This is a genomic window from Kitasatospora sp. NPDC047058 (assembly GCF_040643935.1).
Lineage (GTDB): Bacteria > Actinomycetota > Actinomycetes > Streptomycetales > Streptomycetaceae > Kitasatospora.
In genome coordinates, this window is sequence record NZ_JBEYVJ010000063.1 from 1 (window position 1) to 25,367 (window position 25,367).

18 protein-coding genes, 1 pseudogene and 1 riboswitch are annotated in these 25,367 nt (G+C 74.0%); of the genes and pseudogenes, 10 read left to right on the plus strand and 9 right to left on the minus strand.

Annotated elements, in window-relative coordinates; all coding sequences use genetic code 11:
- Window positions 1-84: 84 nt before the first annotated feature.
- The 8 genes and pseudogenes from ABZ885_RS12920 (at window position 85) to ABZ885_RS12955 (ending at window position 9,957) form a co-directional block, all read left to right on the plus strand.
- Entirely contained in the window at window positions 85-237 is a 153-nt protein-coding gene (locus tag ABZ885_RS12920; RefSeq protein ID WP_360187058.1) for a hypothetical protein, read from the plus strand.
- Window positions 238-353: 116 nt separating this feature from the next.
- Window positions 354-788: pseudogene (locus ABZ885_RS12925) on the plus strand (hypothetical protein); the annotation flags it as partial.
- A 652-nt stretch (window positions 789-1,440) separates the two neighbouring features.
- Window positions 1,441-2,679, plus strand: coding sequence for a CbiQ family ECF transporter T component (locus ABZ885_RS12930; RefSeq protein ID WP_360187059.1), 1,239 nt, complete (start codon window positions 1,441-1,443; stop codon window positions 2,677-2,679).
- Complete coding sequence (locus ABZ885_RS12935) at window positions 2,676-4,319, plus strand: ATP-binding cassette domain-containing protein (protein WP_360187061.1); 1,644 nt, start codon at window positions 2,676-2,678, stop codon at window positions 4,317-4,319. Before ABZ885_RS12930 ends, ABZ885_RS12935 begins: the two co-directional genes overlap by 4 nt.
- Window positions 4,316-5,164 carry an ECF transporter S component gene (locus ABZ885_RS12940; protein WP_360187063.1) on the plus strand — a complete coding sequence of 283 codons (849 nt, stop codon included), beginning with the start codon at window positions 4,316-4,318 and terminating at the stop codon, window positions 5,162-5,164. The genes ABZ885_RS12935 and ABZ885_RS12940 overlap by 4 nt, the downstream gene beginning before the upstream one ends.
- 16 nt (window positions 5,165-5,180) lie before the next feature.
- Entirely contained in the window at window positions 5,181-5,498 is a 318-nt protein-coding gene (locus tag ABZ885_RS12945) for a hypothetical protein (RefSeq protein ID WP_360187065.1), read from the plus strand.
- A gap of 213 nt (window positions 5,499-5,711) precedes the next feature.
- Window positions 5,712-5,867, plus strand: a riboswitch (cobalamin riboswitch).
- 176 nt (window positions 5,868-6,043) lie between these two features.
- Window positions 6,044-8,359 carry a 5-methyltetrahydropteroyltriglutamate--homocysteine S-methyltransferase gene (metE, locus tag ABZ885_RS12950; RefSeq protein WP_360187067.1) on the plus strand — a complete coding sequence of 772 codons (2,316 nt, stop codon included), beginning with the start codon at window positions 6,044-6,046 and terminating at the stop codon, window positions 8,357-8,359.
- A gap of 119 nt (window positions 8,360-8,478) precedes the next feature.
- Window positions 8,479-9,957 (plus strand): short-chain fatty acyl-CoA regulator family protein, encoded by a 1,479-nt coding sequence (locus ABZ885_RS12955; RefSeq protein ID WP_360187068.1) that lies wholly within the window; start codon window positions 8,479-8,481, stop codon window positions 9,955-9,957.
- A 47-nt stretch (window positions 9,958-10,004) separates the two neighbouring features.
- On the opposite strand, the gene ABZ885_RS12960 is transcribed toward ABZ885_RS12955, so the two are convergent.
- The 6 genes from ABZ885_RS12960 to aceA all read right to left on the minus strand — a co-directional run bounded on the left by ABZ885_RS12960 (window position 10,005) and on the right by aceA (window position 17,791).
- Complete coding sequence (locus ABZ885_RS12960; protein ID WP_360187069.1) at window positions 10,005-11,129, minus strand: bifunctional 2-methylcitrate synthase/citrate synthase; 1,125 nt, start codon at window positions 11,127-11,129, stop codon at window positions 10,005-10,007.
- A 21-nt stretch (window positions 11,130-11,150) separates the two neighbouring features.
- Window positions 11,151-12,056 carry a methylisocitrate lyase gene (prpB, locus tag ABZ885_RS12965; protein ID WP_360187071.1) on the minus strand — a complete coding sequence of 302 codons (906 nt, stop codon included), beginning with the start codon at window positions 12,054-12,056 and terminating at the stop codon, window positions 11,151-11,153.
- Window positions 12,056-13,561 carry an MmgE/PrpD family protein gene (locus ABZ885_RS12970; protein ID WP_360187072.1) on the minus strand — a complete coding sequence of 502 codons (1,506 nt, stop codon included), beginning with the start codon at window positions 13,559-13,561 and terminating at the stop codon, window positions 12,056-12,058. The genes prpB and ABZ885_RS12970 overlap by 1 nt, the downstream gene beginning before the upstream one ends.
- A gap of 289 nt (window positions 13,562-13,850) precedes the next feature.
- The gene (locus ABZ885_RS12975; RefSeq protein ID WP_360187074.1) at window positions 13,851-14,717 is read right to left on the minus strand and encodes a 3-hydroxybutyryl-CoA dehydrogenase; all 867 of its coding nucleotides are present in this window, start codon (window positions 14,715-14,717) and stop codon (window positions 13,851-13,853) included.
- A gap of 41 nt (window positions 14,718-14,758) precedes the next feature.
- Complete coding sequence (aceB, locus tag ABZ885_RS12980) at window positions 14,759-16,372, minus strand: malate synthase A (protein WP_360187075.1); 1,614 nt, start codon at window positions 16,370-16,372, stop codon at window positions 14,759-14,761.
- Window positions 16,373-16,498: 126 nt separating this feature from the next.
- On the minus strand, window positions 16,499-17,791 hold the full coding sequence (gene aceA, locus ABZ885_RS12985; protein WP_360187077.1) for an isocitrate lyase: 1,293 nt from the start codon (window positions 17,789-17,791) through the stop codon (window positions 16,499-16,501).
- Between the two features lie 363 nt (window positions 17,792-18,154).
- Between aceA and ABZ885_RS12990 the strand changes: the two genes are divergently transcribed.
- Entirely contained in the window at window positions 18,155-19,558 is a 1,404-nt protein-coding gene (locus ABZ885_RS12990) for a short-chain fatty acyl-CoA regulator family protein (RefSeq protein WP_360187079.1), read from the plus strand.
- A gap of 99 nt (window positions 19,559-19,657) precedes the next feature.
- Here ABZ885_RS12990 and ABZ885_RS12995 read toward each other — a convergent pair whose 3' ends face one another.
- Together ABZ885_RS12995 and ABZ885_RS13000 are read right to left on the minus strand one after the other, a co-directional pair.
- Window positions 19,658-20,443 carry a CbtA family protein gene (locus ABZ885_RS12995; RefSeq protein ID WP_360187081.1) on the minus strand — a complete coding sequence of 262 codons (786 nt, stop codon included), beginning with the start codon at window positions 20,441-20,443 and terminating at the stop codon, window positions 19,658-19,660.
- 16 nt (window positions 20,444-20,459) lie between these two features.
- Window positions 20,460-20,678, minus strand: coding sequence for a CbtB-domain containing protein (locus tag ABZ885_RS13000; RefSeq protein ID WP_360187083.1), 219 nt, complete (start codon window positions 20,676-20,678; stop codon window positions 20,460-20,462).
- A 301-nt stretch (window positions 20,679-20,979) separates the two neighbouring features.
- Here ABZ885_RS13000 and ABZ885_RS13005 point away from each other — a divergent pair, with 301 nt between their 5' ends.
- The gene (locus ABZ885_RS13005; RefSeq protein ID WP_360187084.1) at window positions 20,980-21,558 is read left to right on the plus strand and encodes a histidine phosphatase family protein; all 579 of its coding nucleotides are present in this window, start codon (window positions 20,980-20,982) and stop codon (window positions 21,556-21,558) included.
- A gap of 158 nt (window positions 21,559-21,716) precedes the next feature.
- Here the strand turns inward: ABZ885_RS13005 and ABZ885_RS13010 are convergent, their stop codons facing one another.
- Window positions 21,717-25,349: a CHAT domain-containing protein gene (locus ABZ885_RS13010; protein WP_360187086.1), complete on the minus strand. Its 3,633-nt coding sequence runs from the start codon at window positions 25,347-25,349 to the stop codon at window positions 21,717-21,719.
- Between the last annotated feature and the right edge of the window lie 18 nt (window positions 25,350-25,367).

The window sequence follows — 25,367 nt, forward strand, 5'->3', positions numbered from 1 at the left end:
CCTGCGGCAGGGCGATCCGGGCGGTCGCGTAGTCGGCGACCCCCTCCAGGACCTGGCGGTCCTGCAGGAACGCCGGCCGGCGGCGTGCCGGTGCAGACCGGTTTCGGCAGCCTGGCAGGCACCGGCACCGAGGCGCTGACGCTGACGGCGGGTGCCGGTGCGCTGACCACACTCGGCGCCGCGGCCGTCCTCGTCGCCCGTCGCCGCCGCACCGCAGCCCCGGGGCGGCACCGGTGACCCGGCGACCCGGCACGCGCCCCGGCCGGCTGGCCGGGGCGGCTGCGCTGACCTTCGTGCTGGCCTCCGGCGGCGTCGCCGTCGGCACCGCCCCGGCGTCCGCGTCGCCGCTGCCGATGGACCAGTGCACCACCACCTCCGGCGTGGTGCTCGCGGTGGACTTCGGCAAGTGGGGTGGCCCGCTGCTGCGTTCCTGCGGGAGCACCCCGACCACCGGGTACGCCCTGCTCAACCAGGGCGGCTGGAAGACCACCGGCACCGGCCACGACGGTCCGGCGTTCATCTGCCGGATCGGCTACAGCGGCTTCCAGGGCGGCAAGCAGTTCCCGGCCGCCGATCAGGAGAAGTGCGTCCTGACGCCCCCGGCCACCGCCTACTGGTCGTACTGGCACGCCGATCCGGGCCAGAACGAGTGGTCGTACAGCCAGCTCGGCGCGATGAGCTACCAGCCGAAGCCCGGCAGCGTCGACCTGTGGATCTTCGGCGGTACGAACATCGAGGGCACCGAGGGACGTCCGGCCTTCTCACCGGACAGCGTCCGGGCCCACAACCCCGGCCCGGGCGGCCAGCCGGCCGACCCCGGCCAGGGCACCACGGGCGGTTCCGGCGGCGCGGGGGGCGGTTCCGGAGGTGGCGCCGGAGGATCCGGCGGCTCCACGGGCGCCACCGGTACGACCGGCGGCAGCGGCTCCGGCTCCGGCTCGGGCGGCACCACCGGCACCAGCGGAGGATCCGGCAGCTCCGGCACGGCCGGCGGCTCCGGCAGCAACGGCACCACCGGCGGCTCCGGCACCGGCCGGGCCCCGGCCCCCGCCAAACCCCCGGCGGGCGGAGCCCGGCCGCCCGCGCCCACCCCGCCCGCCGGGGCCGGTACGGCCGGCACCCCCGAGGACGGCGTCACCCCGCCGGGCGCGCCCGAGCCGACGCCGGTGCCCGCCACGCCGGTGCCGGTCGAGACGCCCACCGCGCCGCCGACGGACATCCCCAGCGAGCAGCCGCCCCTGGCCACCGAGGCCCTCGCCGCACCGACCGCCACCCCCGCCGTCCCCGGCGGGGTGGTGAACGCCCCGCCGATGGCCGACGCGGCGCACGACGCCGGGTCGATGGTCCCCGCCGTGATCGGGTCCGTCCTCGTGGTGGCCCTGGGCGTGGCGACCGTGATCACCGCACGCCGCCGGCGCCGGGCCGAGTGATCCGGTGACCATGCCCGACAAGCACACCGCCGGATCCCCGTCCGCCGCCCCCGGGCGCGGCGCGGGGGGCCGGCGCGCCCCGCGGAACCTGCACCCGCTCGCCTGGTGGACCTGGGCGCTCGCCCTGGCGACGGCGGCCAGCCGCACCACCAACCCGCTGCTGCTCCTCCTGGTCCTCGCGGTGCTCGGCTACGTGGTGACCGCCCGCCGGACCGAGGCCCCGTGGGCACGCGGGTTCACCTACTACCTGTGGGTGGCGCTGACCGTGGTGGCGATCCGGGTGGTCTTCCGCTGCGTCTTCGCCACCGGCATCACCCCGCACGACCACCTGCTCTTCTCCCTGCCGCACATCCCCACCCCCGCCTGGTACGCGGGGATCCAGATCGGCGGCCCGGTCTCGCTGGAGGCCACGCTCTCCGCGGCCTTCGACGGGCTGCGGCTGGCCTGCCTGATCTGCTGCATCGGCGCCGCCAACACCCTCGCCAACCCCAAGCGGGCCCTGCGGGTGCTGCCCGGCGCGCTGTACGAGCTGGGCGTCGCCGTCACGGTGTCGCTCAGCGTCGCGCCGCAGCTGGTGCAGAGCGTCCAACGCGTCGCCCGCGCGCGGCGGTTGCGCGCCGGACAGCGCAAGGGCGTACGCGCCCTGCGCAGCATCGTGGTGCCCGTCCTGGAGGACGCGCTGGAGCGGTCGCTGCACCTGGCCGCCGCGATGGACTCGCGCGGGTACGGGCGCTCCGGCACCGCGTCCCGCCGCTCCCGCCGGCTGACCGGCGCGCTGATGCTGCTCGGCATGTGCGGCCTGTGCGCCGGCGTGTACGGGCTGCTGGACGGAACGGCCCCCGCCGCGCTCGGACTGCCGGCCTTCCTCGCGGGTGCGGTGCTCAGCGTGGCGGGCCTCCTCCTCGGCGGGCGCCGGGTGCGGCGCACCACCTACCGGCCGGACCGCTGGCGGGCGGCCGAGTGGGGCGTGGCCGGCTGCGGCGTGGTCGCCGCCGTCCTGCTATTCGCCACGGTCGGCTACGACGCCACCGACCTCAACCCCTCCCTGTACCCGCTGACCTGGCCGGCGCTGCCGCTCGTCCCGGTGCTGGCCCTGCTGCTGGCGGGCACGGCCGGGATCGTCTCGCCGCCGCCCGGCCGGACGCCCGGGTCCGCCGCCGTCCCGGAGCCGCGCCCGGCGACGCGCCCCGGCGGCGCGGCCGGCACCGGCACCCGCTCCGACCGCACGACCTCCGAGGTGAGCACGTGATCCGATTCGACCGGGTGAGCGTGGTGTACGACGGCGAGACCACGCCCGTCCTGCGCGACGTCGACCTGCACATCCCGGAGGGCGAACTCTGCCTGGTGGTCGGCCGCACCGGCGCCGGCAAGTCCACCCTGCTGGGCGCCGTCAACGGCCTCGTGCCGCACTTCACCGGCGGCACCCTGCGCGGCCGCGTCACCGTGGACGGCCGGGACACCGCGCACCACCCGCCGCGCGAACTCGCCGACGTGGTCGGCGTGGTGGGCCAGGACCCGCTGGCCGGCTTCACCACCGACACGGTGGAGGAGGAACTGGCCTACGTCATGGAGCAGTTGGCGATCCCTCCGGAGGTGATGCGCAAGCGGGTCGAGGAGACCCTGGACCTGCTGGGCCTGGCCGACCTGCGCCACCGCGCCCTGTACGAGCTCTCCGGCGGCCAGCAGCAGCGCGTCGCCATCGGATCCGTCCTCACCGCCCACCCCCGCGTCCTGGTCCTGGACGAGCCGACCTCCGCGCTCGACCCGACCGCCGCCGAGGAGGTGCTGGCCGCGATCACCCGGCTCGTCCACGACCTCGGCGTCACCGTCCTGCTCGCCGAGCACCGCCTGGAACGCGTCGTCCAGTACGCCGACCGCGTCGCGTACCTGCCCGGCGACGGGACGGTCGTGCACGGGCCCCCGGCGGAGGTCTTCCGGGACACCGCGATCGCGCCGCCCGTCGTCGGCCTCGGGCGGCTGGCGGACTGGCGGCCGCTGCCGCTGTCCGTCCGGGACGCCCGCCGCGCCGCCGCACCGCTGCGCGAGCGGCTCACCGACGTACCCGTTCCTCCGCCGCGCCGGGCAGCGGTGGCGGGGGAACGGGTGCTGGAGGCCCGGGGGGTGGTCGTCCGGTACGGGCCGGTGGCCGCCGTCCGCGACGTCGACCTGTCGCTGCGCGCCGGCGAGGTCACCGCGCTGATGGGCCGCAACGGCTCGGGCAAGTCCTCGCTCCTGTGGGCCCTCCAGGGCTCCGGCCCCCGGCAGGGCGGCAGCGTGAAGGTCACCGGCGCCGGGGGAGGGAAGGCCGAGGACCCCAAGCGCCTCCCGGCCGCCCGGGCCCGGCAGCTGGTCGGTCTCGTCCCGCAGACCCCCACCGACCTGCTCTACCTGGAGACGGTCGCCCAGGAGCTCGCCCAGAGCGACCTGGAGGCCGATCGGGCCTCCGGGCCGACCGCGCGGCAGATCCTCGACCGCCTCGCCCCCGGGATCCCGGACGGCAGCCACCCCCGGGACCTCTCGGAGGGGCAGAAGCTGGCCCTCGTCCTGGCGATCCAACTGGCCGCCGCACCACGGGTGGTGCTGCTGGACGAACCGACCCGCGGGCTCGACTACCAGGCCAAGGAGGCGCTCACGGGCATCGTGGACGCCCTCGCCGCCGAAGGCCGCACCGTCGTGGTCTCCACCCACGACGTCGAGTTCGTCGCCTCCGCCGCCGACCGGGTCGTGGTGATGGCCGAGGGCGAGGTCGTCGCCGACGGTCCCACCGCCGAGGTGATCGTCGCCTCGCCCACCTTCGCCCCGCAGACCGCCAAGATCCTGGCACCCCTGCCCTACCTGACCACCCGGCAGGTCGCCGAGGCCCTCGTACCCGCGGAGGCCGCCCGATGACCGCCGTCCGGATCCCCGGCCGGGCCCGCGTCGTCGTCGCCCTGGCCGCCTTCATCGGCCTCGTCGCCTTCACCTGGCCGTTCGTCGTCGCCCCCGGAAAGTTCGGCTCCAACTACGCCCCGCCGCTGATCTTCGGCGCCCTGCTGGTCCTGGTGCTCGCCGTCGTCATCGCGGAGATCTCGGCCGGCGGCATCGACGCCAAGGCGCTCGCCATGCTCGGCGTCCTGTCCGCCGTCAACGCCGGACTGCGACCGCTCGGCGCCGGGACGGCCGGGGTGGAGACGGTGTTCTTCGTCCTCGTCCTGGCCGGCCGGGTCTTCGGCCCGGGCTTCGGCTTCACCCTCGGCTGCACCTCACTCTTCGCCTCCGCCCTGCTCACCGGCGGGGTCGGCCCCTGGATGCCGTACCAGATGTTCGGCTGCGCCTTCGTCGGCCTGCTCGCCGGCCTGCTGCCGCGGGCCCGGCGCCGCTGGGAGGTGCCGATGCTGGCCGTCTACGGGGCGTTCTCCGGCTACCTGTTCGGCTTCCTGCTCAACCTCTCCTTCTGGCCGTTCTCCACCGACCCGAACAGCTCGATCGCGTACCTGCCGGGCCTGCCCTTCACCGAGCAGTGGCACCGCTATCTGCTGTTCGACCTGGCCACCTCGCTCGGCTGGGACACCGGCCGTGCCGTCACCACCTTCACCGCCGTCCTCGTCGTCGGGCCGGCCGTGCTCACCGTCTTCCGCCGTGCGGCCCGCCGCGCCAACTTCGAACCGACCGTGCGGTTCGAGACCCCGGACGCGCCCGGGGCACCGGCGGACCCGGGAACCGGCGTACGGCCCGCCGAAGCGGTGTCCACCTGAACCGAAAGGCCGTCACGTGCCCAAACGCGAGAAGCCCCGGACGACCACGGTGAACGGCGTCGCCGTCGTCGTCCTCACTCCCGGCCAGCACGCAGGACTGGAGTCGGCCCGCCGTCAGCTGGGCGGGGCACAGGCCCAGGTCGCGCGAATGCGGCTCGACCTGCGACGCAGCCAGGAACTGCTGGGTGAGGCCGCGCGGGTGCTGGCGCACCTGCCCGCCGACCAGGCGGAGTCGGCGGGCGCCCGACTGGCCGCGGGGCGCGGGATCGCCGATCTGCTCGCGGACATCCGTGCAACGCTGCCGCGGACCCCGGAGTCCGGGAAGCGGCCCTGACGGCTGCGCTGCGGGCCGGCGCGGCCGTCGCCGGGGCGGCAGGGCGTGCCCACCGCCCGACGCGATCGCCGGCGGGCCTCGTCCCGGAGCTCGGCGGCCTCGACGATGTCTCAGCATCCGGACGTTCGAGCGGTTCTCCGGCCCGAAGCCGGGATTGTTCCTCTAGGCTGGCCTGGCAGCTGGTTCGCCCTGCCCGCCAGGCAGGCGCGTCGCAAGAGGGAACCCGGTGGGAATCCGGGACTGCCCCGCAGCGGTGAGTGGGAACGACCGCCGTCATACGCACTGGGCCCGGGCCGGGTCTGGGAAGCGACGGCCAGTAGGTGACCGCCCTGGAATCCAGGGCGGGCGTGCCCGCGAGTCCGAAGACCTGCCACTGCCCGTGCGCGACCGAACGCGCGCGGCCATCCGGTGACCTCGAGGGCGGGTCGGCGACCATACCAGGCGGAGCCGTCCCCGTGTGCGGGCGTCCGTCCGGTTCGTCACCCCTTCGCGCCTTCGTCCCGTCCCCGGGGACCAGAGGATCCAGGCTCGCGAAGGAGAGTCCCTTGACAGCGAAGTCCGCAGCCGCGGCGACCGTGGCCACCGTGTACGGCTACCCCCGCCAGGGCCGGGGCAGGGAACTGAAGAAGGCGATCGAGGGGTACTGGAAGGGCACGGTCACCGCCGGGGCGCTGCTGGCCACGGCCGCCGACCTGCGCCGCGGGAACTGGCAGCAGCTCGCCGACTCCGGCATCGAGGAGGTCCCCACCGGGGACTTCTCGCTCTACGACCACGTGCTGGACACCACCGTCGCCGTCGGTGCGATCCCGGCCCGCCACCGGGACGCGGTCGAGGCCGACCCGCTGGCCGGCTACTTCGCCATGGCACGCGGCACCCAGGACGTCGCGCCGCTGGAGATGACCAAGTGGTTCGACACCAACTACCACTACCTGGTGCCCGAGTTGGGGCCGGACACGGTCTTCGCCGCGAACCCGGACAAGGCGGTCGGCGAGCTGGCCGAGGCCCTGGCGCTCGGCCACGAGGCCCGGCCGGTACTGGTCGGCCCGGTCACCTACCTGCTGCTCGCCAAGCCCGCCCCCGGCGTCGCCGCCGACTTCCGGCCGATCACCCTCCTGGACCGGCTGCTGCCCGTCTACGCGCGGCTGCTCGCCGAGCTGAAGGCCGCCGGCGCCACCTGGGTGCAGCTGGACGAGCCCGCCCTGGTGCAGGACCGCACCCCCGCCGAGCTGAACGCCGCCGCCCGCGCCTACCGCGAGCTGGGCGGCCTCGCCGACCGGCCCGCGCTCCTGGTCGCGAGCTACTTCGACCGCCTCGGCGAGGCGCTGCCCGTGCTCGCCGACGCCCCGGTCGAGGGCCTGGCGCTGGACTTCACCGGGCCCGCCGCCGCCAACCTCGACGACCTGGCCGCCGTCGGCGGGCTGCCCGGCAAGCGCCTGGTCGCCGGTGTGGTCGACGGGCGCAACATCTGGATCAACGACCTGGGGAAGTCGCTCGCCACGCTGGCGACCCTGCTCGGCCTCGCCGACCGCGTCGACGTGGCGCCGTCCTGCTCCCTCCTGCACGTGCCGATCGACGCCACCGCCGAGCGGGACGTCGACCCGCAGATCGCCCGCTGGCTGGCCTTCGCCAAGCAGAAGGCCGCCGAGGCCGCCCTGCTCGCCCGCGGCCTGCGCGAGGGCACCGGCGCCATCACCGCCGAACTCGCCGCCAACCGGGCCGACCTCGCCTCCCGGGCCACCTCACCCATCACCCGTGACCCGGCCGTCCGGGCCCGCACCGGCGCCGTCACCGCGGACGACGCCCGCCGCGCCCAGGCCCACCCGGAGCGCGCGGAGGCCCAACACGCCCGGCTCGGACTGCCGTTGCTGCCGACCACCACCATCGGCTCCTTCCCGCAGACCACCGAACTGCGCGTCGCCCGCGCCGACCTGACCGCCGGCCGGATCGACGCCGCCGCCTACCGGGAACGGATGGAGGCCGAGGTCCGCGACGTCATCGCCTACCAGGAGAAGGCCGGCCTGGACGTCCTGGTGCACGGCGAGCCCGAACGCAACGACATGGTCCAGTACTTCGCCGAGCAGCTCACCGGCTACCTCGCCACCCGGCACGGCTGGGTGCAGTCCTACGGCACCCGGTACGTGCGCCCGCCGGTCCTCGCCGGCGACATCTCCCGCCCGCACCCGATGACCGTCGACTGGTTCCGCTACGCCCAGGACCTCACCGACCGCCCGGTCAAGGGCATGCTCACCGGCCCGGTCACCATGCTCGCCTGGTCCTTCGTCCGCGACGACCAGCCGCTCGCCGACACCGCCCGCCAGGTCGCCCTCGCCCTGCGCGACGAGGTGACCGACCTGGAGGCCGCCGGCGCCGCCGTCGTCCAGGTCGACGAACCGGCCCTGCGCGAGACCCTCCCGCTGCGAGCCGCCGGCCGGCCGGCCTACCTGGCGTGGGCCACCGGGGCGTTCCGCCTCGCCACCTCCGGCGTCCGCGCCGACACCCAGATCCACACCCACATGTGCTACGCCGAGTTCGGCGCCATCATGACCGCGATCGACGACCTCGACGCGGACGTCATCTCCCTGGAGGCCACCCGCTCCCACATGGAGGTCGCCGGCGAGCTCGCCGAGGCCGGCTACCCCCGCGAGGTCGGGCCCGGCGTCTGGGACATCCACTCCCCGCGCGTCCCGAGCACCCAGGAGGCCGTGGACCTGCTGCGCGCCGGTCTCGCGGCCATTCCGGCCGAACGCCTGTGGGTCAACCCGGACTGCGGCCTGAAGACCCGCGGCTGGCCGGAGACCCGCGCCTCGCTGGACAGCCTGGTCGCCGCCGCCCGCCGCCTGCGGGACGAACTCGCCGGCTGACCGGACGGGGTGGGCCACCGAGGGGCGGGCACGGCGGAACGTCCGTGCCCGCCCCGGCGGCCGGGCCTTCAAGAGCCGCGCATTCCTGTCGACCGCCGGAGAGAAGGGTGCGACGCACCATGGCACGTCCCGCCGGGCACAAGATCTTCGCCCATGCCAAGCTGCGCCGCCTCCGTCGCGAGCACCGCATGAACCAGGTCGAACTGGCTCGTGAGCTCGGCATCTCGACCAGCTACCTCAACCAGATCGAGCACAGTCAGCGCCCGCTCACCGCGGCCGTACTGCTGCGGATCTCGGAGGTGTTCGGGGTGGACCCGGAGTTCTTCTCCGAGGCCGGGGAGGAACGCCTGGCCACCGACCTGCGCGCCGCGCTCGCCGACGAGGCGTGCGGTGCCGCGGTCGCGGCGGAGGACGTCCTGGAGGTGAGCCGGGACCACCCGGACGTCGCGCGGGCGCTGGTCGCGCTGCACCGCCGGTACCGGGAGGCGGCCACCAGGGTCGCCGAACTCGGGCACCCTGCCGAGGACGCGGCCCTGGTGCCGGCCGAACCCCACGACGAGGTCCGGGACTTCTTCTACGCACACCACAACCACATCGCCGCCCTGGACGACGAGGCCGAACGCACCGCGACTGGTCTGGGGGCCACCACCGCCGGCCGCACCGCCGCCGCCCTGGTGGACCGCCTCGCGTCGCGGCACGGGGTCCGTGTCGTCGACACCGGCCCCCGGGAGACGGCCGAGATGCGCCGGTTCGACGCCACGAGCGGCACCCTGCGCCTCTCGCCTTGGCTGACCGACGGCCGGCGGGCCTTCCAACTCGCCACCCAGCTCGCGCTGCTGGAGCACCGCCCGCTGCTGGACACGCTCGTGGCGGCGGCGGAGCCGGACCTCACCTCCCGCCAGGCCGCCGACCTGGCCCGGATCGGTCTGGCCAACTACTTCGCCGGCGCCCTGCTGATGCCCTACTCCGCCTTCCACTCCGCCGCCGAGGAACTGCGCTACGACGTCGATCTGCTGGGCGCCCGCTTCGGCGTCGGGTTCGAGACCGTCTGCCATCGGCTGAGCACCCTGCAGCGCACCGGCCTACGCGGCGTCCCGTTCTCCTTCCTGCGCGCGGACCGCGCGGGCAACATCTCCAAGCGCCAGTCCGCGACCGACTTCCACTTCTCCCGGCTCGGGGGCACCTGCCCGCTCTGGACGGTCTACGAGGCCTTCTCCGCACCCGGCCGGATCCTCACCCAGGTCGCCGAAATGCCCGACGGCAAGAGGTACTTCTGGATCGCCAGGACGGTGACGCACGGCGGTTTCGGCCACCGTGCGCCGCGCAGCGAGTTCGCCGTCGCCCTCGGCTGCGAACTGCGCCACGCCCACCGGCTGGTGTACGCCGAGGGCATCGCCCTCGACCACCGGCAGGCCGCCACACCCATCGGTGTCGGCTGCCGGATCTGTGAACGCACCGACTGCGCCCAGCGCGCCCGGCCCCCGGCCGGCGGGCGGCTCGCCGTCGACCCGGACCGGCGTACCAGGGTGCCCTACCCGGTCGTCGCCGACGGCCGCCGGGGCGGGGCGGAAGCCCTGCGCGCCCGGGACGTCCGGTAGCGGCGCGAGCCGCCCTCCCGGCCGGGCGGGCCGTTCGAGCCGTACCGCTACGCGGTGGCCGGCACCGCCCGCTGCCCCGGGCCGTCGTAGGAGGCGAGCGGGCGGATCAGCGCGTTGTGGGCGAGCTGCTCGGAGATGTGGGCGGTCCAGCCGGTGACGCGGCTCATCACGAAGAGCGGGGTGAAGACGGGGGTGTCGAAGCCCATCAGGTGGTAGGCCAGACCGGCCGGGTAGTCGAGGTTGGGGTGGAGGCCCTTGCGCGCCACCATCGCCTCGCGCAGGGCGGTGTGCAGGGCGGCCAGGCGGGCGGCCGCCGGGTCGGCGCCGCGGGCCACCAGCGCGTCGAGGGCGGCCTGCATGACCGGGACGCGGGAGTCGCCGTGCTTGTAGACGCGGTGGCCGAAGCCCATGATCGTGCGCTTGGCGGCGAGCGCCTCGTCCAGCCAGTCGTCGGCGCGCGCCGGATCCCCGATCTCGTCCAGCATGCGCATCACGGCCTCGTTGGCGCCGCCGTGCAGCGGGCCCTTGAGCGCGCCGATCGCGGCCGTGACGGCGCTGTAGAGGTCGGAGAGGGTGGAGGTGACGACGCGGGCGGTGAAGGTGGAGGCGTTGAAGCTGTGCTCGGCGTACAGCACGAGGGAGATCTCGAAGCAGCGGACCACCTCGGGGGCCGGGACGCTGCCGAAGCACATGTGGAAGAAGTTCTCCGCGTAGCCGAGGCCCGGGTCCGGTGCGATGGGCGCCAGACCGCGTCGGCGGCGCTGGTCGGCGGCGACGACGGTGGGCAGCTTCGCCAGCAGGGTCAGGGACTTGGCGAGGTTGCGGGCCGGCCGGCCGTCGTCCTCGGTCGGGTCCTCGGCGCCGAAGAAGCTGACGGCGGTGCGCAGCACGTCCATCGGGTGGCAGGTCTCGGGCAGCCTGGCGAGCAGCTCGGCGGTGGTGCGGTCCAGCGGACGCAGGGCGCGTTCGCGGGCGCGGAACTCGCCCAGCTGTGCCGCGTCGGGCAGTTCGCCGTGCCACAGCAGGTACGCGACCTCCTCGAAGCAGCGGTGGGCGGCGAGGTCCTGGACGGGATAGCCGCGGTAGGTCAGGGCGTTGGTCTCCTGGATGACGGTGGAGATCTCGGTGGTGTCGACGACGACACCGGCCAGGCCGCGGTGGATCTCGGTCATGAAGCTGATGCCTCCGGTGCGTCAGTTTCCGGGCGGGAGGGTGAAGTCGAAGACGGCCGAGTCGAAGGCCGTGTACTCCTGGTAGCCGAGGAGTCCGTAGAGCCGGGAGCGGGTCTGCATGCGCGGCAGCAGCGACTCCTGGGTGCCCTCGGCGGCGAGCGTGCGCAGCCCGTCCTCGACCGCACCCATGGCCAGGCGCAGCAGGGTGACGGGGTAGAGCGCGATGTCGTAGCCGAGGTCCTGGAGGGTGCGGGCGTCGAGCAGCGGGCCCTTGCCGAACTCGGTCATGTTGGCGAGCAGCGGGACGTCGACGGCCTTGCGGAAGGCCTCGAACTCGGCTTCGCCGGCGAGGGCCTCGGGGAAGACCGCGTCGGCGCCGGCGTCCACGTAGGCCTTGGCCCGTTCGGTGGCGGCGCGCAGCCCCTCGACGGCGCGGGCGTCGGTGCGGGCCATCAGCAGGAAGTCCGGGTCGCGGCGGGCGTCGACGGCGGCCCGCAGCCGGCGCGTCATCTCCTCGCGGGGTACCACCGTCTTGCCGTCGAGGTGGCCGCAGCGCTTGGGGTTGACCTGGTCCTCCAGGTGGAGCCCGGCGAGGCCCGCGTCCTCCATGAGCTGGACGGTGCGGGCGGCGTTCATCGGCTCGCCGAAGCCGGTGTCGGCGTCGATCAGGACGGGCAGGTCGGTGACCCGGGTGGTCTGCTGGGCGCGGGCGGCGACCTCGGTGGCGGTGGTGAGGCCGATGTCGGGCAGCCCGAGGTCGGCGGCGAGGACGGCGCCGGAGAGGTAGGCGGCCTCGAAGCCGAGGTCCTGGATGAGGCGGGCGGAGAGCGGGTTGAGGGCGCCGGGCATGGTCAACAGCCGCCCGGAGGCGAGGCGTTCGCGCAGGGCGCGGCGGCGCTGGGCGGGGGTGGTGCGGGTGTGCAGCATCAGAACAGGCCCTCCGGGAGGGTCTCGTCGTACGCGCGGACGGCCTCGGTGTCGACGGCGGGGAACAGTTCGTCGAGGTCGGTGGCGCGCAGCTCGGGCAGGGCCGCCGCGGCGGCCAGGAAGCGGCCCTGGTCCCCGGCGCTGACGATGCCTTCGGTGAGGCTGCGGAACTTGCCCTCGTAGGCCGGCCGGTCGAAGGGGCGGGCGCCGGCCGGGTGGGCGTCGGCCACGCCGAGCTCGTCCTCGATCACCGAGCCGTCGTCCAGGGTGATCACCACGCGGCCGCCGAAGGCACGGCGCTGCGGGTCGGGGTCGTGGTAGCGGCGGGTCCACTCGGGGTCCTCCACCGTGGTGATCTTCCGCCAGAGCGCGACGGTGCCGGGGCGGCCGGCGCGTTCGGGGGCGTAGGAGCGCTCGTGGTGCCAGACGCCGTCCTCCAGGGCGACGGCGAGGATGTACGGGATCGAGTGGTCGAGGGTCTCGCGGCTGGCGGTGGGGTCGTACTTCTGCGGGTCGCCCGCGCCGGAGCCGATGACGTGGTGGGTGTGGTGGCTGGTGTGCAGCACGACCGAACGCACGTTCTCCAGCGGGCCGGTCTTCTCGCGCAGGCGGCGGGCGAGGTCGATGATCGCCTGAGCTTGGTACTCGGCGGAGTGCTCCTTGGTGTAGGTGTCCAGGATCGCGCGGCGCGGTTCGCCGGCCTCGGGCAGCAGCACGGTGTAGTCGGAGGCGGGTCCGTCGAGCATCCAGGCGAGGAAGCCGTCCTCGCCCTCGTACACGGGCGAGGGTGAGGTCTCGCCGCGCATGGCCCGGTCGACGGCCTCGATCGCGGCCTTGCCGGCGAAGGCGGGGGCGAACGCCTTCCAGCTGGAGATCTCGCCTTTGCGGGACTGCCGGGTGGCGGTCGTGGTGTGGACGGCCTGCTGGACGGCCTGGTACACCGTCCCGGTCGGCAGCCGGAGCAGGGCGCCGATGCCGCAGGCGGTGGCCGCGCCCAGGTGGGCGACGTGGTCGATCCGGTGCTCGTGCAGGCAGATGCCGCGCACCAGGGCGACGTGCACCTCGTAGGCGGCGACGATGCCGCGCAGCAGGTCGGCGCCGGTGCGGCCGGTGTGCTGGGCGACGGCCAGCAGCGGTGGGATGTTGTCCCCGGGATGGGAGTAGTCGGCGGCGAGGTAGGTGTCGTGGAAGTCCAGCTCCCGCACCGCGGTGCCGTTGGCCCAGGCCGCCCACTCGGGCGAGACCCGGGTCAGGCTGCCGAACACCCGGGCGCCGGGCGCGCCGTGGTGGGTGAGCGCCTGCGCGCGGGCGACCGCCACCGGCCGGCGCAGCAGCGAGGCGATCGCCACCGACGCGTTGTCGATCACCCGGTTGACGGCCATGCTCACGCTGGCGGCATTCAGCTCCTCGGTACCGGTGGCGACCTGGGCGAGTTTCCAGGCGAGCTGCTCCTCGCGCGGCAGCCGGTCGGTACTGGGGTGGACGCGGACGTGGTGCTCGATCACTGGACTCCTCGGGAGCGGCGGGACTGCCCTGACGGGCTTGTGCGCTCCAGGCTGCCGCGCCGGCGGGCGGGGATCCAGCAGGCCAATGTGCGGAATCCGGACACCCTCCGGCTGCGAATCTGCGGATCCTGCGGATCGGGTTCGGGAGGCGGGGTCCGATCCACCCGGCTCGATTCGTGGACGGCCCGGCGGCACCCGGGTTCCGGTGGTTCGCGCATGCGGGAACCACAGCGCCCCGCCGGTGCCGGGCCCACGCGACAGGGGCCGGGTACCGGCGGGGCGTGCGCGGTCAGGCGGCCCGGTGGACGTGGAACCCCTGGCCGGTCTTGCGGCCGAGCAGTCCGGCCTCGACCATGCGGGCGAGCAGCGGCGGGGGCGCGTACAGCGGCTCCTTGTACTCCTCGTACATCGACCGGGCGATCGCCTCGACGGTGTCCAGGCCGATCAGGTCGGCGAGCTGGAGCGGCCCCATCGGGTGGGCGCAGCCGTGGACCATGCCGGCGTCGATGTCCTCGGGGCTGGCGTGCCCGGCCTCGGCCATCCGGATCGCGGACAGCAGGTACGGCACCAGCAGGGCGTTGACGACGAAGCCGGCCCGGTCCCGGGAGTGGACGACGCGCTTGCCGAGGACGTCCGTGGCGAAGGCCTCCACCCGGCCGACCGCGGCGGGGTCGGTGTGCAGCGAGGTGACGAGTTCGACCAGCGGCATCACCGGGGCCGGGTTGAAGAAGTGCAGGCCCAGGACGTGCGAGGCGCGGCCGGTGGTGATGCCGAGCCGGGTGACCGGGATGGCCGAGGTGTTGGTGGCCAGGACGGCGTCCTCGGCGACGAGCACCTTGTCCAGGGTGGTGAGGACGTCGGTCTTGATGCGTTCGTCCTCGACGACGGCCTCGACGACGAGCTGGCGGTCGGCGAGCGCCTCCAGGTCGTCGGCGAACAGCAGGTGCGCCCAGGCGTCGGTGCGCTGCTGCTCGCTGATCCGGCCGCGGTCGACGGCGCGGTGCAGGGAGCGGTCGATCCGGCTGCGGGCGGCGCTCAGGCCCTCGCGCCCGACCTCGCAGACGACGGTGTCGAGCCCGGCACGGGCGAAGACCTCGGCGATGCCGGAGCCCATCTGCCCGGCGCCGACCACGGCGACACGGCGGATGTCCTTCATGCGTTTGCCCCTTCGGGGGTCGATGCGGTTGAGGAGCGGGGTCAGGCGGCCGGGGCGGCCGTGCGCACCAGGTGGCGGGCGTAGGCCTCGGTGGTGAGGAAGGCGGGCAGGTCGGTGCTGAGGGCGGTGTCCTCCAGGATGCGCACCGCGTCGTCGAGCAGCGCCGGATCGGTGCCCTCGGTGAGCAGCGTGGCGCGCTCGCGGTCGATCAGCCGCCGCACGAGGTCGGGGGTGGCGAGGGAGCCCCCGGTGAGGCGGGTGCAGTGGTGCTGCCACTGCCAGAGCTGGCAGCGGGCGATCTCGGCGGTGGCGACGTCCTCCATCAGGCCGAAGACCGCGACGGCGCCGGTGCCGCCGAGCCAGGCGACCAGGTAGCGCAGGGCGACGGCCACGTTGGCGTGCAGGCCCTGTTCGGTGGGCAGGCCGGCCGAGAGCCGTTGGACGCCCAGCAGGTCGGCGGCGGTGACCTCGACGTCCTCGCGGGTGCGGTCGAGCTGGTTCGGGCGGTCGCCGAGGATGTCGTCGAAGGCGGTGCGGCAGGTGGCGACGAGGGCGGGGTGGGCGACCCAGGAGCCGTCGAAGCCGTCGCCGGCCTCGCGCTCCTTGTCGACGCGGACCTTGGTCAGGGCCGCCTCGTTGGCCCCGGGGTCGCGCTGCGGAATGGCGGCGGCCATGCCGCCGATGGCGTGCGCGCCGCGCCGGTGGCAGGTGCGCACCAGCAGGTCGGTGTAGGCGCGCATGAACGGCTGGGTCATGGTGAGGGTGGCGCGGTCGGGGAGGACGAACCGGGGCCCGTGGTGGGCGAAGTTCTTGATCAGGCTGAACAGGTAGTCCCAGCGGCCCGCGTTGAGGCCGGCCGCGTGCTCGCGCAGCTCGTAGAGGATCTCGTCCATCTCGAAGGCGGCGGTGATCGTCTCGATCAGCACGGTCGCCCGGACCGTGCCGTGCGGGATGCCCAACTCCTCCTGGGCGAAGGTGAACACGTCGTTCCACAGCCGCGCTTCGAGGTGGTTCTCCAGCTTGGGGAGGTAGAAGTACGGGCCGGAGCCGGCCGCGATCTGCGGCCGGCCGCAGTGGAACAGGTACAGGCCGAAGTCGACCAGCGCGCCGACGGCGGGGCGCCCGTCGACGAGGAGGTGCTGCTCGTCCAGGTGCCAGCCACGGGGGCGGACCACGATGGTGGCGGGGTCGTTCCCGATGTAGTACCGCTTGCCCTCCGGGGTGGTGTCGTCGATCTGCCGCTCGACCGCGTCGATCAGGTTGAGCTGGCCGGTGACGAGGTTGTGCCAGGTCGGCGAGGTGGCGTCCTCGAAGTCCGCGAGCCACACCTTCGCACCGGAGTTGAGCGCGTTGACGGTCATCCGGCGCTCGGGCGGGCCGGTGATCTCGACCCGGCGGTCGACCAGGCCGGGGCCGGCACCGGCCACTCGCCAGGAGGAGTCCTCGCGGACGGCGCGGGTCTCCGGGAGGAAGTCCAGGGTTCCGCCGTCGGCCAACGTTGCGGCGCGGCGGTCGCGTTCGGCGAGCAGTTCGGTCCGGCGGCCGGCGAACCGGTCGTGCAGGCGGGCGAGGAAGGCGAGCGCCTCGGGGGTGAGGATCTCGTCGAAGCGGTCCTCGTGTGCGCCGAGGATCTCGATGCGGCTGGGCTGGGTCATCCGGTGCTCCAGGAGGCGAAGGAGGCGAAGGAGGCGAGTGGGAGGCGCCCGGGGCCTCGTCCCTCAACGAGGCCCCGGGCTGCGGGGTGAAAGGCGGCTCGTCCCCAACGAGACCGCCGGGGTGGCTCAGTGGAACTGCTCGGCCTCGGTAGAGCCGGTCAGGGCGAGGGTCTCGGCGTTCGGGTTGACGGCGGTGGAGACCAGGTCGAAGTAGCCGGTGCCGACCTCGCGCTGGTGCTTCACGGCGGTGTAGCCGTCCGGCACGGCGGCGAACTCGGCCTCCTGGAGGTCGACATAGGCGGTCATGCCGTGCTCGGCGTAGCCGCGCGCGAGCTGGAACATCGAGTGGTTGAGCGCGTGGAAGCCGGCCAGCGTGATGAACTGGAAGCGGTAGCCCATCGCGCCCAGCTCCCGCTGGAACTTGGCGATCTGGTCGTCGTCCAGCGCGGCCTTCCAGTTGAAGGACGGCGAGCAGTTGTAGGCGAGCATCTTGTCCGGGTGCTCGGCCTTGATCGCCTCGGCGAACTCGCGGGCCTGCGCGAGGTCCGGGGTGCCGGTCTCCACCCAGATCAGGTCCGCGTACGGGGCGAAGGCCAGCCCCCGGGAGATCACCGGCGCCATGCCGGGCTCGACCCGGTAAAAGCCCTCGGCGGTGCGCTCGCCGGTGCAGAAGCGGGCGTCGCGCTCGTCGACGTCGGTGGTCAGCAGGTTGGCGGCGAGCGCGTCCGTGCGGGCCACGATCACGGTCGGCACGTCGGCGATGTCGGCCGCCAGACGGGCGGAGTTGAGGGTGCGGATGTGCTGCGCGGTGGGCACGAGGACCTTGCCGCCCAGGTGGCCGCACTTCTTCTCGGAGGCGAGCTGGTCCTCGTAGTGGATGCCCGCGGCGCCGGCCGCGATCATGCCCTTGGTGAGCTCGAAGGCGTTCAGCGGGCCGCCGAAGCCGGCCTCGGCGTCGGCGACGATCGGCACCAGCCAGTCCGGGCCGTCGTTGCCCTCGGCGGCGTCGATCTCGTCGGCCCGCAGCAGCGCGTTGTTGATCCTGCGCACCACCTGGGGAACGGAGTTGGCGGGGTACAGGCTCTGGTCGGGGTAGGTCTGGCCGGCCTGGTTGGCGTCGGCGGCGACCTGCCAGCCCGACAGGTAGATCGCCTGCAGCCCGGCCTTCACCATCTGGACGGCCTGGCCGCCGGTGAGGGCGCCGAGGGCGTGGATGTAGTCCTGGTCGTGCAGCTGCCGCCACAGCCGCTCGGCGCCGCGCCGGGCCAGGGTGTGCTCCTCGCGCACCGTGCCCGACAGGCGCACCACGTCGGCGGCCGTGTACGTGCGCTCGATTCCCGCCCACCGGGGGTCGGAGGCCCACCGGGCGGCGAGCTCCGCCGCCTGCTTCTCCTGCTGCTGCCGAACCGACTGAGTCATGGGTCTGCTCCCCAGGGTGTGCTCGTTGCGAAGGGTGTGACGCACTTCACCGCGAGGGCGAGTGGGCGGCCGGGCGATGCCGGGCTGCGGTGGAACACCGCGGGACGTGGATGCCCGGACAGCCTCCCCGGCCGCGACCGACCTGGTGTTTCACCGCTGTCCTGCGCACCTCCCGGCCGCACCACCGACTCTGGCAGCCCGCGAAGCCGCCGTCACCGGTGGACCTGTGCCAACTTCTGCGAACGATCACCGGTGAATCTGCGAAGTCTGCGAAGGCCGTGCCCGTCGGTCTGCGGCTAGGCTTCCCGAGCCGGTTGAGCCGGGTCAGCCGGGTGAGCCGAGGCACGTAGTGGGGAGAACGACATGGGGAAGGCCTTCGCCGGCGCCCGCCTGCGCCGCCTGCGCGAGGAACGCGGCCTCAGCCAGGCCGCCCTCGCCCGGCTGATCGACCTGTCGCCCAGCTACCTCAACCAGCTGGAGCACGACGCCCGCCCGCTCACCGTGCCCGTCCTGCTGCGCCTCACCGAGGCCTTCGGGGTCGAGGCCGGCTACTTCGCCCCGCCGGACAGCGCCCGGCTCACCGCCGAACTGCGCGACGCGCTCGGCGAGGAGATCACGGCCGGCCGGGTCACCACCGGGGACCTCGCCGAACTGGCCGCGCGCCTGCCCGCCGCGGCGCGGCTGCTGACGGAGCTGGCCCGCGACCGCCGCGACGCGGCCGAGCAGCTCGCCGTGCTCGCCGGGGACCGCGGCGCCGGAGCCGACACCCGCACCCCGCACGAGCAGGTCCGCGAGTTCTTCTACGCCCGCCAGAACTACGTGGACGAACTCGACACTTCGGCCGAGGAGTTGGCGGACACCATCAAGCTGAGGCGCGGCGGGGCCAGGGAGGCACTGGCCGAACGGCTCGCCACCGGGCACCAGGTCCGGATCGCCACCGGAGGCGGACAGCTGCACCGGTACGACGAGCAGACCCGGACCCTCCACCTGTCGGACCGGCTGCGCCCCGGCCAGCAGGCCTTCCGGATGGCCACCCAACTGGCCTATCTGGAACACGACGCGCTGCTGTCCGAACTCGCCGCGCAGGACAGCCCGGCCGGCTCCGCCCCGTTCTCGCTCACCCGGATCGGCCTGGCGAACTACTTCGCCGCCGCCCTCGTGCTGCCCTACGCCGCCTTCCACATGCAGGCGGAGGCCGCCCGCTACGACATCGAGCACCTCGCCGACCACTTCGGCGTCGGCTACGAGACCGTCTGCCACCGCCTCAGCACCCTCCAGCGGCCGCGGTTGCGCGGGGTGCCGTTCTCCTTCGTGCGGGTCGACCGCGCCGGCAACGTCTCCAAGCGGCAGTCCGCCACGGCCTTCCACTTCTCCCGCACCGGCGGCACCTGCCCCCTGTGGAACGTCTACGACGCCTTCGCCTCGCCCGGCCGGGTCCACGTCCAGGTCGCCGCCATGCCCGACGGCCGCCGCTACCTGTGGACGGCCCGCGCCGTCACCCGCTCTCCCGGCGGCTGGGGCCGGCCCGGCAAGACCTTCGCGATCGGTCTCGGCTGCGAGATCCGCCACGCCCACCGCCTGGTGTACTCCGCCGGCCTGGACCTCGGTGACGAAGCCGCCGCCACCCCGATCGGCCTGGGCTGCAAGGTCTGCGAACGCCCCACGTGCCCCCAGCGTTCCGCCCCGGCCATCGGCCGCCCACTGGCGGTCGACGAGCGCACCAGCACCTTCATCCCCTACACGGGGCTGCCCGACCCCCGGGGCTGAGGACGGGACGGGCCGGATCCCGGGAGCGCCGAAGGCCGGCCGGGCGACGTGGTGTCGCCTGACCGGCCTTCGGCGCTGTGACGGGTGGGACAGCCTGCCTCAGTGAGCGGAGGCGGCCGTGTCCGGGGCGCTCTCCCGGGAGACAGCGGCCGCGGTGGCGGGCTTCGGGTTGAGCAGGCGTTCGGCGAGGTGGCCGAAGAACAGCCCGAAGGAGGTCCAGAGGGTGAGTTGGATGGCGAGGGCGGCGAGGCGGAACTGCCAGAGCAGCGTGGCCGAGAAGTCCTCGGGCACCTCGTTGACGGCGGGCAGGAAGGCGTAGGCGAGGCCGACGGCGACGGCGAAGCCGAGGACGGCGACGACGGTGGCGTACCAGTTGCCCAGACGCGGGGCGAGGCGCTTGCCGGCGATCACGGCGGCGACCGCCAGCAGCACGCTGAGCACCATCATCAGGAAGTACAGCGTGGTGCGCTCCCCGATGGTCTCCGGGTCGCCCACGGACGGCGGGTTGGCCGGGTACTTGAGGAACGGCACCACGTACACCGCGAGCAGCGCGACGCCGGACAGCAGGGCCGCCGTCGCCCGCGGCGAGAAGCGGCCGATGCGGCCGAGGGCGAAGCAGTAGGCGAGGGCGGCGATGCCGCCGAGCGAGACGCCGTAGACGAGGACGCCGGTGGCCAGTCCTGCGGTGGACTGCAGGGCCCGGCTGACGATCTCAACCTCCATGCCGTGGTCGGCGGCGTGGTCGGCGTGGGCGTCCTCGTAGGCGATGGCGGAGTCGACCTGGGGCTCGCCGAGCAGGTAGGCGACGAGCAGGGCGAGCAGGCCGGAGGCGAGGCCGGCCAGCATACCGCGGACGAGCAGGGCTCTGACGTTTGCGGAGTTCACGAGTCGGTTCCCCCGGTCAGTGGCAGGGGAAGCCGAGCAGGTGGCGGCCGTCGTGCACCCACTCGTGGACGTCCTCGCCGGAGATGAGGGAGGTGGCGCCCTGCTCGGCGCCGACGAAGTAGATGAGGGCCATCAGCAGGATGCCGAAGAAGACCGCCCAGGGCAGGATCGCCTTGACGGAGATGGGAGTGATCGCCGGTGCGGTGGTGGCGGCGGGGGCGATGGGGTGAGCCATGGCCGACCTCCTTCTGGGAACACGCGTCCCGTTCGGTGGAGCACGGACGACGGAGGCGGGTCTGACTCACCGGCGCTGGGCGGGTACCAGGATCCGGATTCACAGTGGCGCGACCGTGCCGGCTTCTCACCGGTCTTCCACGCACCGTCGTCTTCAGTTGTCGCAGGGACGGTACCGTGCTCTGAACGTCCGGCCAAGGGGCTTGACAGGGGGCTCACAGGCGCGCGGGCGGCGCGTCGAACTCCACGAGCACCGGTACGCATACGCGCGAAGGCCCAGTTCGGGGCGGGGAGGAGGACGGATGGCCCTACGCGTGATCTTCATCGCACCGTCGGTCGGGGCCGAACTGCGGGAGGCGAGATTCGGCGACGACGCCCCTCCGGAGGCGGCCGGCCTGGCCGCCGCCCGCGCGGTGGCCGCCGCACTGCCCCCGGCGGCCCGCTCCTTCGCCTCGCCCTCGGCACGCTGCCGGCTCACCGCCGAGGCGCTCGGCCTCGCCGCCGAACCGGCCGCCGCGCTGGCGGACCTGGACGTGGCCGACTGGCGCGGGCACCGGCTGGACGAGGTCGCGGCCCGCGACCCGCAGGCGGTGTCGCGCTGGCTGACCGACCCGGAGGCGGCCCCGCACGGTGGGGAGTCGGTCGCGGCGCTGTGCGCACGGGTGGGCGGCTGGCTGGACACCCTGGCCGACGACGCCGGCCGCGTCCTGGCCGTGGCCGAGCCCGCCGTCGTCCGGGCGGCCGTGGTGCACGCCCTCGACCTGCCGCCGAAGGCCTTCTGGCGCCTCGACGTCCGCCCGCTGACGGCCACCGAGCTGTCCGGGCGCTCAGGCCGCTGGAACCTGCTCTGCGGGACGTTCCTGACGCCGCCGGCTTCGTGAGCGCGCGGGCACGGGCGCGGGCGCGGGTGGCCGGGGGAACGGCCGGGCGGGCGGGCGTGTGGGCGGGCTCCGGCGGCAACTGCGGGACGATGTCGACGACGAACCCGGCGGCCGGGGCATCGGGGCGGAGTCGTGGTCGCCGATGGTCGGCCGGGCACTCACGCTCCCGCGTGCAGGTAGGCGGCCCACAGCCAGGGGGACTCGTGGAGCGGGGCGGACTGGTCATGGCCGTCACGGATCAGGCGGACGGCCCGGTGGAGCGCGCGGGCCGACCGGTCGGGGTCGGGGTGCGCGGAGCCTGGTCCGAGGGCGGCGTAGAACAGGTCGGCGACGGTGACGGCCATCCGGTCGTTGATCTCCCACAGGGTGCCGATCACGTGCGGGAAGCCGGCGAGTTGGAAGGCGGACGTGAGGTGGATGGCCTCGTCGAGCAGGGCGGAGGTGTCGATGGCCGCGGTGCGGCAGGCCGACAGGTAGGCCAGCCGGGCCTCGTCGAGCGCCACGGACGCGAGGCGGCCGACGGTCAGCGGTGCCTCCGCGTGGTCGTGGAGCAGCAGCAGGCTCCGGGAGGGGTCCGTGGGGTGGCTGGAGCCGTGGCAGGAGAAGTGCGCGATCGCGCACTTCGGCAGGTGCTCAAGGACGTTGGCCAGCGTGGGCACGAGCGGCTGCGGATCCGCCGGGCAGTCCCCGGGCTCCGGTTCCTCGAGCAGGAGGGCATCGGGCAGCCGTTCGCGAAGCAGTTCGACTTCGTCCTCGACGTAGGGCAGCCAGCCCTGCTCGTGCAGGCCGGGCGTGGTCGGCATCGCCACGATCAGGCTCCGGGCGGCCGACGAGGCGGCGGCCGTGCGGGCGCGCTCGCGGGCGTGGCGCAGCGCGCGGACCGTGGGGGTGTAGGAGGAGACCACCCGGTCCATGACGGTGCGCCGGTGCGGCTCGTTCGGCGCGTCGTCGTGGTGGCCGGAGGCGTGCAGGGGCAGCAGGCCCAACAGCCCGCCCGGTACCCACCACACCCGCGGCCAGTCCTCCTCGGCCTCTCCGCGGCTGTCACGGAGGCCCAGGGCGTCCAGCACCGGGCCGGTGGCCTTGTCCCACAGCCACTGGAGGACCGTGACCAGCACCTTCTGCGCGGCGTCCTGTTCGTCCTGGTCCTTGCTGACCCTCGCCGTGTGCAGCGCGCTCCGGAAGGCGTTCACCTGGTCGGTCACGGTGCCGGGGGTGAGGTCCGGCAGCTCGAGGCTGCGGACGCCCTGGGTGGTGACCAGCAGGGCGTCGCTGCGGTACGCGCTGATGTTGAACACCACGACCGGGCCGTGGGCGGCCTGGGCGACGAGTTCCGTTTCGGCGGGTGGCAGCGCGAAGTCGGAGAAGCCCTCCAAACCGCGGATCTCGGCGAGCAGGAGGGCGAACTCTTCCGCGGACAGGCGCCGGTCCCGCGCCTGACGGTCACGGGACGGTCCCTGATCGGCCTCCTTGTTGCGGAGCCGGATGGGCGTCACGGTGTCCGCCGGTGCGTCGAGCTGTGCACGCAGCTCGAGGTAGCGGGTGGCCAGGCCGGAGTGGTGATGCCGTAGTTCAGTGAGGTCGCTGCGGGTCTCCAGCGCCTGGCTGAGCAGCACTGCGCGACCCGTCTCCAGCAGCCGGAGCGCCTTCTGCGCGCGTTCGGCAGCAGTGCCTCCCGGTGCGGCGAGCGCCAGGGCGGCGGCCCGGCCGGCCAAGCCGGCGAACTGGGCGACGGCATGCTGCTGATCGTCGCGCTCCAGGCGGCGCGGGGCCACCTGAGGCAGCTGCACTACCGCCTTCGCCGCGGCCTCCGCCGCCCGCACGTCGTCACCCCGCTGCGCCAGCAGACGGGCTGCCGTGTCCCCGGCCTTCACGGCGGCCAAGGGGCTGACGGCCGCATCCACGGCCGCCAGGTGACAGAAGATCGCGTCGTCCAGGTCCGCCGTCGACGCCGACTGGTGGAATCGGGCGCTCAGTGCCGCCCCGAGATTGGACAGCTGGGTGACCCGGTCGGCGTGGTCGTCTGAGCCGGCGGCCGACGCCAGTCGGCCGATCGCGATGGCCTCGTCCAGGTCCGTCGGTGCGTCATCCCGCTCCCATCGTCGCATCAGCGCGTTGCCGAGGTTGGACAACGCCCTTGTGCGGCCGGGCTGGTCGGCGGAGGCGTCCACCGCCGCCCGTGCCACGGTGACCGCTTCGTCCAGGTCCGCCGGCATTCCGGTCCGCTCGAACCGTGCCTGCAGCATGCTGCCGAGGTTGGCGAGTGTCACCGCGCGGCTGGGCATGCCGTCGGAGGCCTCCAGAGCCGCCCGTGCCACCGTCACCGCTTCGTCCAGGTCCGACGGCGCACCGGTCCGCTCGAACCTCCTGAGCAGCATGGCCCCGAGGTTCGACAGCGCCGTCACGGCGAGGCCGTCGTCGGTGCAGGCGGCCACTGATTCCCGCGCCAAGGTCACTGCCTCGGTCAGGTCGGCCAGGGCCCCGGTCCGCTCGAACCTCCTGAGCAGCATGGCTCCGAGGTTCGACAGCATCCCCGCACGATCGGGGTCGTCGTCGACGCGGGCCGCGTCCGCGGCCTGCCGCAGCCACTCGACGGCGGCATCCGCGTCCGCCAGCCCCCCGGTCCGGTCGAACCTCGCCGCGAACCTGCCCCCGAGGTTCGACAACATCGTCATACGGTCGACGTCCGAGCCGGTTTCCAGCGCCTGCTGTCCGAGCACGATGGCATGGTCCAAGACTGCCGGCTCGCCGGTGAGCTGGTACCGGGCCCATAGCGCCTGGCCCAGCGTGGACAGCACCGATGCACGATCGATTCCCTCGGCCGGTCCGAGGTCCAACGCCCGTTGTCCCACCACGATGGCCTCGTCCAGGTCCGCGGGTGAGCCCGTGAGCTGGTACCGGGCCCGTAGCGACGTCCCGAGATGGGACAGGTACACGGCGAGCAGGGGGTCTTCGGGGCGGGCGTCGGCGGCCACTGTCCGAAGACATCCGATGGCCCCCTCCAAGTCCGCGACCGCCTTGGTCACTTCGAACCTGCTCGCCAGCGCGATTCCCCGGATCCACAACGATCGCGTGCCGGCGGGGCTGCCGGGCGGGGCCTCGGCCATCGCCTTCCGCGCCGCCACGACCGCGGCGTCCAGGTCCGGCACTGCTCGGGTCTGCTGCCCACGGGCCTGCAGCAGGCCCCCGAGGCGGGTCAGCCAGGTCACGCGGTCGGGGTGGCCCGCCGGAGCCGCTGCCGTGACCTCCTCAAAACAGGCGATGGCGACATCCCGGTGCAGCGTCGCGTGGGCACCCGGTCCCCAGGCGCGCAGTGCCTCTGCCAGAAGTGACAGCCGTTCGGCGTGGTGAGGATCGTCGGAGGGAGTGGCCGCCAGGACACGCCGCAGCATCGACGCGGCCGCGGTGCACTCGACACGGCCGGGTGACGCCTGCGCCTGCCGGAACGCCCTGGCAGCCTTCGGGGCCACGATCTCGACGAGGGCCGGGATCAGCGGCTCCGGGAGATCGCCGTCACCGAAGACGAAACACGGGGTGAACGCCTCGACGGCTGCCTTGAGATCGTCCAGGGTCTGGCTTTCGGGCAGCCCCAGATGGCGGCCGTACAGGCTACGGCTCCAGTAGAACCACCCTAGGACGTACTGGACTTCCTCGTCTCGTCCGCCGTACTCCTCGGCCAGCCGGCGGGCGTCCCGGAGCGCGTCCGCCCCCAGGACCGACGACGGGTCCCGGCATTTTTTCGCCCGCTGCAGTCGCGCCCACATCGCCGCCAGTCGCGCCTCACGCACCATTCCCCCCAAAGTCGGTCG